Annotated in this window: 9 protein-coding genes; 3 read left to right on the top strand and 6 right to left on the bottom strand. The window is 58.1% G+C overall.

The window, feature by feature from the left end:
• Positions 1 to 16: 16 nt before the first annotated feature.
• Genes NKL04_RS02035 through NKL04_RS02025 form a run of 3 tightly spaced genes read right to left on the bottom strand, consistent with a single transcriptional unit; the run spans position 17 to position 2617 of the window.
• Entirely contained in the window at positions 17 to 691 is a 675-nt protein-coding gene (locus NKL04_RS02035; protein WP_023681043.1) for a sugar transferase, read from the bottom strand.
• A complete protein-coding gene (locus tag NKL04_RS02030) occupies positions 688 to 1839 on the bottom strand; it encodes a DegT/DnrJ/EryC1/StrS family aminotransferase (RefSeq protein WP_023689783.1) in 1152 nt (383 codons plus the stop codon). The genes NKL04_RS02035 and NKL04_RS02030 overlap by 4 nt, the downstream gene beginning before the upstream one ends.
• 49 nt (positions 1840 to 1888) lie before the next feature.
• Complete coding sequence (locus NKL04_RS02025) at positions 1889 to 2617, bottom strand: nucleotidyltransferase family protein (RefSeq protein WP_023681041.1); 729 nt, start codon at positions 2615 to 2617, stop codon at positions 1889 to 1891.
• Positions 2618 to 3249: 632 nt separating this feature from the next.
• Between NKL04_RS02025 and NKL04_RS02020 the strand changes: the two genes are divergently transcribed.
• Positions 3250 to 3927, top strand: a complete 678-nt coding sequence (locus tag NKL04_RS02020; RefSeq protein WP_023681040.1) for a LuxR C-terminal-related transcriptional regulator — start codon at positions 3250 to 3252, stop codon at positions 3925 to 3927.
• Between the two features lie 101 nt (positions 3928 to 4028).
• Here NKL04_RS02020 and NKL04_RS02015 read toward each other — a convergent pair whose 3' ends face one another.
• Positions 4029 to 5747: a PAS domain S-box protein gene (locus NKL04_RS02015; RefSeq protein WP_352723195.1), complete on the bottom strand. Its 1719-nt coding sequence runs from the start codon at positions 5745 to 5747 to the stop codon at positions 4029 to 4031.
• Positions 5748 to 6001: 254 nt separating this feature from the next.
• On the opposite strand from NKL04_RS02015, the gene NKL04_RS02010 reads away from it, so the two are divergent.
• Positions 6002 to 6679: a helix-turn-helix transcriptional regulator gene (locus NKL04_RS02010; protein ID WP_023689781.1), complete on the top strand. Its 678-nt coding sequence runs from the start codon at positions 6002 to 6004 to the stop codon at positions 6677 to 6679.
• A 159-nt stretch (positions 6680 to 6838) separates the two neighbouring features.
• On the top strand, positions 6839 to 7975 hold the full coding sequence (locus tag NKL04_RS02005) for an NAD-dependent epimerase/dehydratase family protein (RefSeq protein WP_084568533.1): 1137 nt from the start codon (positions 6839 to 6841) through the stop codon (positions 7973 to 7975).
• Positions 7976 to 8024: 49 nt separating this feature from the next.
• Here the strand turns inward: NKL04_RS02005 and NKL04_RS02000 are convergent, their stop codons facing one another.
• Together NKL04_RS02000 and NKL04_RS01995 are read right to left on the bottom strand one after the other, a co-directional pair.
• Positions 8025 to 9230, bottom strand: coding sequence for an acyltransferase family protein (locus tag NKL04_RS02000; protein ID WP_023701108.1), 1206 nt, complete (start codon positions 9228 to 9230; stop codon positions 8025 to 8027).
• A gap of 213 nt (positions 9231 to 9443) precedes the next feature.
• The gene (locus NKL04_RS01995; RefSeq protein ID WP_031209392.1) at positions 9444 to 11612 is read right to left on the bottom strand and encodes a polysaccharide biosynthesis C-terminal domain-containing protein; all 2169 of its coding nucleotides are present in this window, start codon (positions 11610 to 11612) and stop codon (positions 9444 to 9446) included.
• Positions 11613 to 11632 lie beyond the last annotated feature (20 nt).

Genomic DNA, 11632 nt, shown 5'->3' with positions numbered 1-11632 from the left:
CGCTTCCCTTGGATATTCAAACGTCGATCGGCGGTACCGGAACCCAACCGACCACTGCCAGCACTCCCCGCACCATCCACGCGAGGTCGGAGACGATGGTGCGTCGCGGATAATATGAGAGGTCCAGTGTTGCCTTGGCGGGGAACATGACCTCCCGGTAGAACACGATCGGATCCACGGATTGGGGGAAGTAATGTGCTTCGTGCCGAAAAACGACCTGGGCTGGACCCAGCAGGCCTGGCTTGTATTGCAGCACGGCCCTAAGCTCGCCCCGGAAACAATCGGCGAAAGCTAGGCTCTCGGGTCGTGGACCGACGATCGCCATTTCGCCTTTGAGGACATTCCACAGCTGCGGTAATTCGTCCAGCTTCGTCGCTGCGAGAAAGCGGCCAACGGTGGTCATGCGTGTATCGCCCACGACCGTCAGCGCAAGGCCTTGAGAGCCGCAGTTCACACCGAATTTGCGAAATTTGTACATGCGGAAGGTTCGGCCGCCGGCCCCGATGCGGGTCTGAGCGAACAAGATCGAGCCACCGCCCTCGAGCAGAAGCGCTCCGGCGATCAGCAGCATCAATGGCGCCAATGCGACGGTAGCGATGCCCGCCACCGCAAGATCGATTGCGCGTCTCGCAAAGCCGTGATCAGGATTTGGAACGAACATCCGGTGAAAGGCAGGGTCTAACGCATTCATGCAGCAGTTCCTCTTTGGGCGCCTGCTTTGAGCGCGCCTGTTTTGAGCGCGGCTGCCAGGGCAGCCACGACTGATTCGGCGGCGGCGGAAGTGACCTGGGGGTGCAGCGGAATTGTGAGCTCTCGCTGAGCGAAATCCTCTGTGTGGGGCAAACTCACGCCGGGAAGGCGCTCGCGGTAGAACGTCATTTGGTGCACCGGCGGGTAGTGGATGGTGGTTTGTATGCCCTGTGTCCGCAACTCGTCGATGACATCCTGCCGGCTCACGTAGCGCGGCAGGACGATCGGCATGATGTGGTAAGCCGACGTCCGGGGTTCGCTGAATGGAATGACAATAGCTGGGCAACGGTCCGCGATCAGGCGTCGGTACAAGACAGCTATGATACGCCTGATTTCGTTCCACTCTTGCAGGTTCTGCAGCTGAACCAGGCCTATTGCCGCTCGCATCTCGTCCATTCGGTAGTTGAACCCAAGCATCGTGACATCATATTGCGGCGTACGACTGTTCAGCCGCTGATGCGTCCCCGTGGTCATTCCGTGCCCGCGGGCCAGGCGAACCCTGTCGAGCAGATCGGGGTCACGTGCAATCACGGCGCCCCCTTCGGCCGTTGTCATGTTCTTGTTGCCATAGAAGCTGAACGCGGCCGCGGCGCCGAAGGTCCCGACTTCCCTAAGCCCGGGCGCGTGCGCAGCGTCCTCGATGATATGCAGCCCGCGAAGCCGGGCGAACCGCTGCCATTGTTCCCGATCGGCGAGATACCCGGCGAAGTGAACGAGAATGACCGCTTTCGTGCGCGTCGTGCACCGCGCTTCGGCTTCCGCAACCGAGATCAACGGCACGTCGACGGACTCGATGTCGACGAAGACCGGCGTCGCCCCTACATACAGCACCGCATTCGCCGTCGCCACGAACGTCAGCGAAGGAACCAGTACTTCGTCGCCAGGGCCGATGCCCAAAGCATGGAGGAGAAGATGGAGCGCTGCGGTGCAGGAACCAACCGCGACGCAATCTCGCGCGCCATGCATGCTGGCAAAGGCCTGTTCGAACTCTCGTACCCTGTCCCCCATCGTAAGCCAGCCGCTATCAATCACCTGCGACAGGGCTGCCTTCTCTGGCACGCCTAGGATCGGGGCGCTCACCAAGAGCATCTTGACCTCCTGAAAGCCTTGTTAGTGGCTAGACCTCTGCATCAGACTTTCATGCGGCTGCAGCGGCAGCCGCGACCTCGATTGAGGACGACTGATCTTCCCAGGCAATTGCCTGTGCATTCTGGAAGTCATCGACACGACCGATGTCGAGCCAAAGACCGTCATGCTTGTAAACATGCACGGTCGTGCCGCCCTGCATCATCTGCAGCATCAGGTCATCGAACCCAAATGGGATCCCGGACGGAATGAACCGCAGGACATCTGGGTTCATGCAGTAAATCCCCATGCTGACGAGATGGGAAAGCGTCGGCTTTTCCCGGAAGAGCTGGACGGTATTGTCGATCTCGTCGATGACCCCGAAGTCCATCTTGATATGACGGCACGCCGTGGCGATCGTAACGGGATCCCTATGCAAGCGGTGCGCGGCTACAAACCGGCTCAGGCTTAGATCTGTGAGGACATCGCCGTTCAGAACGACAAATGTTTCGTTCAGTTCATCCCTAATCAGAGAGAGAGGTCCGACGGTGCCGAGTGGCTCCATTTCCTGGGTATATTTGATCTTCAAGTTCCATTGCGATCCGTCGCCGCAGACGCTCCGGATCAAATGTCCTAGATACCCTGTCGTAATATATACCTCTTCAATGCCGTTGCGCCGCAGCCACTTCAAAAGCAACTCAAGAACAGGCCTGGCCCCTATCGGCATTAATGGTTTCGGCAGGACCGATGTAAACGGTCGAAGGCGCGTACCCATCCCACCACATTGAATCACCGCTTTCATTCGATCCTCCTGATCTGCAGTTGGCTTTGTTCGGGATCGGTGTTCCATTGTCCGGCCAGGGCACACCCTCAAATCCGGCCAAACCTCGGCGGCAATCCGAACATCATATGCGAAAAGGTATGTGACAGCCGGGGCGGCTGTCGTCGTGCATTCGAATGGTAGGGATTCAAAACGTTCAAGGTATTAGATGGCCACGAGATCAACAGCCTACAGAAGCGCGATTGGGCACTGATCATGACGCCGATAAAACGAAAACAGTTGCTTTCAAGAAAGCTGCGATCCGCCAGGGCCGGACCGGCCTACAGGTCCGGCGACAGCGGGTGGCGACATAACAGATGCCACATGATTACGATGGTCCTGAACAGCTGGCTTGGACCCAGAGATGGGAAACCGGCATCGTTTTGCGGACAGGCACCGCACGCCAGGGTTAAAAATCTATGGATGAGCTTCGCAATTTAGTATTATATTAGACGTTCTGGATGTGCGTGGATGGGACGCTGCGGACATCACTGTGATGCGTTGACCAGTGGATGGCCGCCATTTAGGACCACCACGGATTGTCGATCATAGGCGAATGGGAGGTTCCAGCGGGTTTTCTCGTCGGGAACCGAGTAACGCGTTGGGGTAGTTGCATGGCTCGGATCGTCATTGCCGACGATCACGGCTTATATCGGCGTGGTCTCCGGCTGGCACTCATGGCTGGAATTCCAAGCGCCGAAATATTCGAAGCTTCGTGTTTCGATGCCGCGGTCAATCTTCTAGAGGAGCAGGCGTCCATCGATCTTGCGATCCTCGATCTGAACATGCCTGGGCTGTTCCATCAGGAAGTGCTCAGCGACTTTATGGCTGCCTATCCTGACACTCGCTTTGCGATCGTTTCCGGGGATGATTCCCGCTCGGAGATACTGACCGCGCTTTCGATCGGACTTCACGGGTATATCGTCAAATCGCAGAGCGACGAAGAAGTCGTGCTGGCTGTAAACGAAATCCTCGCTGGCCGGATCTATGTGCCATCTCTCCTATCTCGAACGTCTGCCGACCAGAGATCGCATGCCCCCCCACCTCCGGTTCAAAATGCCAGCCGCCGGCACGAGGGCTCGGGCGACGTCGCTAGGCTGACGTCTAGACAGAAGGACGTCCTCAAGCTGATGGCAGAGGGGTACTCGAATAAGGAGATTGCCCGCAATCTGGACATTGCCGAGGCGACAACGAAAATCCATGCCGCAGCCGTGCTGCGTGAGCTTGGGGTTAGAAACCGTACCGAAGCAGCTGTGTTGCTCCAAAGCTGGCTGACGAGACAGGCGAGTTGACGTATGCCCCTCGAACCGGCCCGAGTTTGCTTGCAGGAAATCGCAGCAAAGGGCCCACACCATCGGTTAATTGGCCAATTCGGCTTCGACTTGGAGGGGCTCTATTGCAATCCAAATTCCTCAATTTCTTTGCGCGATACACGCAGCGAATATCGAAGGCCATCTTCGGTTATTTCCATATTCGGGGAATGCCCGACAAGCGGCGTGCTGTCCACACCGATTATCAGTGACCCGAACCCGCGGCGTACGACTTTTGAACTCTTCCGTCGGCCCGATTCCACCCAATCGAACACGAGGTCGTCACCTTCGTCCTCGGATGCAAATCGCCACTTAACTTCGACCTTGCCATTCGGGTCACCCAGCGCACCATGTTTCACCGAGTTTGTCGTCAACTCGTGAAGGATCATCGCCAAGCCCTCGGCGGCGCCGCTTGGCACAGTGAGGGAAGGTCCACTGATCGTAATGTCGCGTGTCTCCTTGAAGGGCTGCAATTCCCGGTCCACGAGTTCATGGAGCATCCCTGACAGGTTGGCATGACGAGAAAGGATGCGATGGGTCGCCTCCAGTGTTCGAATCCAATCGATCAACATCTCCTTGTATTTGGCAACATCATTGTCGGGAATATCGATCATGTTGACCAGAGCTCTAATCACTGGAAACACATTGCTGAACCGATGGCGCTCTTCGCGCATTATGCGCTCGCGTCTCTTTACGGCGGCGCGCAGCAAAGTTGTTTGTCGACGTTCGGTCAGATCCGCCGCCACCCCGATGCGCATTTTGCGGTCGCCGTGCTCTTCCTGCCGTCCACGCAATGCAATCCAGCGTGTGTGACCATCCACTTGCCGGACGCGAATCTCGACGTCAAAGTTCAATGCCGATGAAGGCTTTGCCGAGGCGGACAACTTCGGCCAGTCGACGGGATGGATTACGGCCGAGAGTTCTTCCAAGCGGCGGACTGGGGCCGGAGGCAGACCAAGGATGTCCCAGAACTTGCCGGAGCCGGCGACTGTCCCATCCTCAATGTCTATTTGCCATGTGCCCAGGCGCCCGGCAGATACGGCGAGATCGAGCCATTCCTTCTGAGCCCGAAGGGCCTCGCGTGCCGCTTGTCGCTCGGAAATATCGTCAACCACCACGAATACGCTCTCATTTGGCGCCTCTTCCGGCCGCGACGAAGACAGGGCCAGGTGAGCCCAGAATGCCGTGCCATCCTTGCGCAAAACGCGGATATCCGTAGCAGACGCGGTCCCATTGCCCAAATCTTCCAAAAGTTTCCGCACAGTACCTCGATCGTCGGGGACAATGAGTTCCTCCAGCTTGAGTTGGGCAAGTTCCTTGTGCGCGTAGCCGGTCATCTCCAAAAGCCGTCTGTTCGACTGCAGCAGTTCGCCATGGCGATTGGTATTAGCAAAGCCCAAGGCGGCAGCGTCGATGGCACCGAGCCTCGCTTCTGCCACCCTGAGCGCACCATGCAGATCTTGTCGCAGGCGGTGGAACACAGCTGCGATCAGGCTACCCGAACCCAGAAGGAAGACGGCCCCGGTCCAGTCTCCACCAGTGAGGTGACCGTCCAACAGGTGTCGCATCCACAAGCCGGCGACCGCCATCAGAAGCGTTGCTGCGATGGCAACAAAACGGCCCTCAAGATACACGATGACAACGGTTATGGGGATAAACGCAACAAGCGGCAACGGCTGGCCGCCATATACCGTACTTATCGCCTCGAATGCTATCGATGCTGCAAACACCAAAAGCGAAGCTAGATGAGCCCACGTAGTGCTCGACACATTCGATTTGAGCCAGCGCAGGTCCGAACCCATGCGCAAAGACTACAACTTTCGGTCTAGTCCGTCGAGACTAGGCCGAAGGGGTGGCACCTAATCCCAATGCCCGATTGCCATGACTTTGCCGGCGAATAAAATCATGGTGTCAGGAGCGCTCTTCAGAAAGATATATCCAAGAGACGCTGCGGAAAAACCATTCGCAGATTTCTCGCAGTATGTGGAAATTCAAGTTGAAGCAGCAACTTCATCAGATTTGATTTGCGTCAGTAGCAATGGGTTGGGTGGAAGCGATGACACTGATTGAAACGCGAAACGATGCGCTTGCAGGCAGGCAATACATTGTATTGAACGATACCCGCCACGAAAGGCCGATAAGCCTTGTGGACCGGCCGGACGCAAGGGTCGGCGGATCTCGACGACGCAGCCTGGAATCCATCACCGGCATGCTTGATCGTATGGGTTGCGGCTATCTCGTCCTGGACCGAGACAAGAAAGTAATAGAATGGAACGCTGCCGCTCGGGACACCCTCGCACGCCAGGGCGAAGCAACTGATACAGCCGTCGAGCTTGCTGCCGGGTTGAGGCGGCTGGTCGCGAATGTTCCGGTCCACCTCCAGCCGGGCTCACTCTCATGGGTAGTGATCCACAGCAGAGGCGACAGGCCGGTGACCATGAACGAGACGGGCGTCGTTACACCGGACGGGACAACCGTCGTCGCATTGCTGGACCGGGATAACAAATCGGCGGCCAACCCTCGCACGTTGCAAAGGATGTTCGGTTTGACCAGCGCGGAAACGCAGTTGGCGCTACGCCTCGCCCATGGCGACGCGCCCTTGGAGATCGCCCGTAGCTGGCATCTCAGTCGCACGACTATTCGCTCTCAGCTCGCCTCGCTGTTCGCCAAGACCGACACGAGGCGTCAGGCGGAACTAGTGGCTCTTTTGGGGCGCATTTCGGTTTTGCCATGAGAAATCGACTGCTGTCTGCATCCGCTTTGATTCAGACAGCGGCGGCCCGCATTGAGCGCGCTGTCGCGTAGATCACAAGGCCGGCGGCGCCATTTCCGATCGTTCAAGCGCTGCCGAGATGGCGCGGAACGCGGAACCTGGAAACGGGAGTGACTTGCCATGGCCGAAGCAGATTCGAAGGTCAACAAGCTGGCGGATATCGTTCACGGGCTGCAGGATGGTGCTGCGTCGACCCTTACGCACACGGGGCCGATCATCGTCACGGGCGCCGCTGGGTTCATCGGATTTCATGTTGCGTTACGCCTTTTGCGGCTCGGCGCCGAGGTCATCGGCGTCGACAACTTCACGCCTTACTACGACCTGAAGCTGAAGGAGGCGCGATCTACACGGCTCTGCGCCGAGCCGAGGTTCACGCCGATGCGCTTCGACCTGGCGGACCGGTCGCTGGTGAAAGCGCTGTTCTGCGAATTCCAGCCATCGCACTTCGTGCATCTGGCCGCCCAGGCCGGGGTACGTCATTCGCTCGTGGACCCGCATGCCTATGTGGAGTCAAACATAGTCGCGTTTCTCAACGTTCTGGAGGGCTGCCGACACGCCGGCGTCAGCCATCTCGTTTATGCCTCGTCGAGCTCCGTATATGGTGCCAATCGACGCATACCCTTTTCCGAGCATCATGGTGCCAATCATCCGGTGAGCTTCTACGCCGCCACCAAGGCCGCCAACGAGTGCATGGCGCATTCCTACAGCCATCTGTTCGGCTTGCCCGCAACCGGACTGCGCTTCTTCACCGTCTATGGTCCCTGGGGCAGGCCCGACATGGCTGTCTATACTTTCACCCATGCCATCGCCGAGGGCCGAACGATCGAAATCGCCAATGCCGGGCGCGTATGGCGGGATTTCACCTATATCGACGACATCGTAGAGGGGGTTGTTCGCGTGCTCGCCAAACCACCGTGTCAGGATCCCGATTGGGACGGTCGCGCTGCCGATCCTGCCACCAGCTCGGCCCCGTATCGGCTCTACAATATCGGCAATGATCGGCCTGAAGAAATCAACCATCTGATCGCGCTCATCGAGACGGCCCTTGGCCGCCGCGCCCTTCGCGTCAACGTACCTTTACCACAAGGTGACGTCCTGGAAACCCGCGCCGATGTCAGGGACCTCCGCCGCGCCGTTGGCTTCGCACCGGCGACAACACTGGAGGACGGCGTGCAACGTTTCGTGGAATGGTATCGGGAATTCCATGCATGCCCCGTCGGACAGGTGCGACCAACCGGCCTTACGGCAACGGCATAGTGAGCACAACAGCGGCATTTCCTTGGTGTGGCAGGGTCGCGGCTCGCCTTCAATCTGTCTTGGGATACGCCGGCAATGGAAGGGACCCAAGCTGCCGTCCTGTGCCGTGCCCGACCCCCAAAAGGCGCCGCGCATAGCGGGTGAGCGGCTTCTCGAACAGACGGTGGATGATAAATGCCACGCCCAGGGTGATCGCCAAGGCGGAACCGATGAAGGCCCACGGGCCGAGCACAAAGATCAAGCCTGTACGCCAGAACAATATGCGCATGGCGCGGATCACGAATGGATGCATGAGGTAAAGAGCGTATGACGCATCGCCAACGCCAGCGGCCCACCTCGCCGCCAGGCTGTCATGCCTCAGTTTACCCGGGGGTGCCAAGGCAGCACTCCAAACAATTAGAGACGCCGGAATGCCATACACAACAGAGCGACCAAAGCCGGCCGAGATATCAGGAAACGCCGCCGCAAGCATCAGGGCACCCAGTCCCGTTGCGGCGACACAGGCCCTGATTGGGCCGGAAGGCCGCAGGCCCGAGGCGCACATGACCCCGATCATCGCGCCGAAAGCGAATTCGAGGATGATCGGATTGGTCCAGAAACCCCAAGGCTCTGGCAAAGGAGCCGCAAGAGCGCCCAAGAGCACCATCCCAACCAGGATCGTGAGCAGGACCGTAACTGCCCACCGCATGGGCAGCACGATCGTCGCCGTGAACAGCACGTAAAACAGCATCTCATAATTGAGCGTCCAACCCAACTCGTAGACCGGCTGAACGACGCCGTCAGGGCGACTGGCCGGAACGAATAAGTAGGATTCGACTACAAACCTGAAATCGACGTAGCTCTGGTTGAGAAGATTTGGGGCGGCCACCGCTACCGCAATGTAGAGCGAGGTGAGCGCCCAATATAGCGGGACAATTCGCGCGATCCGGCGGGAAATGAAGAGACGCGCGCCCCCGGGCTTTGCGAACAGCTGTCGCGACGTATGCACCATGATAAGGCCGGAAATCACGAAGAAAATATCGACTCCAGCGCTCCATGGTATCGGATTCCAGCTCTGAAAGGTGCGGCCGGCCTGTAATTCCAGGGTGGCCGCATCATGCTGGGCGTGTCGCAGCGCGACCGAACTAGCCGCGAGGGCGCGCAGGACCTGAACTTGGGTGAGGGTTTCGCGTTGGCTGCGCTCGACAGGCGTCGATCTCTCCGAGCGACGGCGCTCTGCAGGCGCCGAGGCGCTCGCCATTCGGGCTTGTTCCATGGATGCTCCGCAGATTGTGAGCACACCCTGGGGCGCCTCCGAAACTGATGCATCCTTCAAATGACGGACACAGCCCGCGAAGTATCGGCTGCCCGCGCGGGTGTCCGGAACAGAGATACGCCGAAGTCTGTGCAGCCCTATGGCCTTTGTGCGATCCGGGCTTCGTGACTTCCTGCCCGAACGACGGCAATCACCGTAGCGAAAACAGTGCTCTCATTTGCTCGCCCTCAAGAACCAATGCCATTGACGGGCATCGACCGCGCTCGGCCTGATCGACAGCAAGGCAAAAACCAAGCCTGGCATGATTTTCAGTCGCTTGCGGATATAGACGGCCATGACAATGCTCCAGATGCTCAGTGCAAGTGCCACACCCACCGCAGCGCCAAGCAGGCCGTACACCGCAACTCCGGCTGCACAGGCAATTATATTGGCCACAGCACCCGCTACCATCGTCGTTGCCGCAGCCCATTCATTTCCAGTCATGGTCAGGAGATTCTGTTGGGGCCCGCACAGCGCGACAAAGACATATCCCAAAATCAGAACCCGTGCGATCGGCGCTCCCGCGCTATAACCCTCACCGAAATAGCTCAAGAACGGCTCGACTATCACCATCATTGGGACGGCCACCAGGATGGCACCGCCAGCAGAAAGCAGGGTTGCGCGCGCGAACAGCTGTTGTAGGCCTCTGCGATCGCCTCTGACGTAGAGATCGGCTGCTGTTGGCGAAAACATGGTTGCCACGGCGATACGGGACAGGCCCACGAGCATCGCGACATTCAAGGCCAGCGCGAAAATACCCGCTTCAGCAATATGGCTTGTCCAGCCCAAAACCAGGACTCCTGCCCGACTGACGAAAACATCGAGCCCAGTGATGAGCATGAGCGGGGGGACGGCAAGCCACCATTCCCTCGAGGCATAACTTGGCTTGGCGTGTCCCAGGCCGGGTGGTTCAAACCTCCTCGCGATGATGAACACCAGCGCCGCTGTGAAAGCGGAACTCACAAGCACCGCCATCGTCACCGAGGGCGCATCCACTGTTCGAAATCCCGACAATGCCAGGAGCGCTACCAACACGAGCAGGAGTCCGTCTCGCATGATGCGCTCCGGCAACAACGCCGAGACAACGCCGCCGAAAGCACGCACAAGCGTGGCTCCGAGAGCATAGGCCGTAACCAAGGGCACAGCCATCATGCCGAGCACGATGCTTGTCTCAAGCCCTCTTTCCGTTGGATCTGAAAGGAACAGGACGGACGCAGCGCCGATCATCCCGAACAAGGTTGCCGCTATCAGCGATCTCTGCAGCGCAAATCTTATCACCCCGCGGGCTAGATCAAGCCTGCCACTGGCCCTATAGGCCGGGAGGAAACGCAACAATGATACATTAAAGCCAAGCGTTGCCAGATAGGCGAGCACTGACGTCCAAGCCTGAACGTAGGAATAGATACCGTAGTTGTGAGGTCCGATAAGGCGTGCAATTGCCAACTGTGCAAGACTGGTCAAACCAGCGCCACCAATATAGATCAACAAGGCGAATATGCTTGCCCAAGCCAGCCGCGAGCCCATGTCCTTGTTGCGCGGCGGTGCGGTTGCTGAACCAGTTACATCTGCGCGATGAGCCGGCAACTCAATTTGCTTTTCGCCGACCGACCTATCGAAGCGCGACAATGCAGAAAGTATTTGTCTCTCAATCCGACAAATACTTTTAAAGGTCGATGGACCATCGGTGTTTTCGACGGAGATGATTTCCCGGCCAGATGTTGTCAGGAGGTCATGCATCGCTTCAAAAACGGCGAATGAGCGCATGTTAACGCTCAAGTCGGCCTCGAAAATCCGTTCCGCCGGCGGCTCAAGCTCCATCCGCCGACGAAGGCGACTTTCCACGACCGCAGCTGGCACCAAGAGCCTGACGGTGAGATCGGCCGCCGGTGCGAGGCTGAGCGCCTTTTCCAGCGCTCTGGGGTTGGTGCTCCCATTAAACATCGCAAGCGAACCAATCGCTTGAACATATCCTTGATCGAAGATTATAATTTCGGGCGATTGCTCCGCAGACTTCCAGCAACGCGAAAGGTGCAGGATGTATCGCCAGATTCGCGCGCGCCATATTCGGTTTTTTGGCGGTATCATCCTCACTATTGCAAAGGAATTGGAAATATCATCGGCTCGCCCTGCCGAAAAAAGCAGTATTCTGGCTGTTGAAAACATCGCCGATACGATCCGTGATATGAACAGAAAGATTCCGAGATCATATTTGGCGGCCCTGGTGCTTGGCTTGTAGCTGAGAGCGACCTTGGCGTGATAGCCTTTCCCGCGCAGCTGCTGCGCAAGCGCATGTGCGAAGGTTGTTTTGCCGGATCCTGGAGGTCCGAAAAATTCAATGATCATCGTGTAGCTGGCTCGATTTA

Origin of the sequence: Mesorhizobium sp. C264A, from assembly GCF_040324515.1 — a bacterium.
Lineage (GTDB): Bacteria > Pseudomonadota > Alphaproteobacteria > Rhizobiales > Rhizobiaceae > Mesorhizobium.
This window is presented reverse-complemented; position numbering and strand designations above follow the sequence as displayed.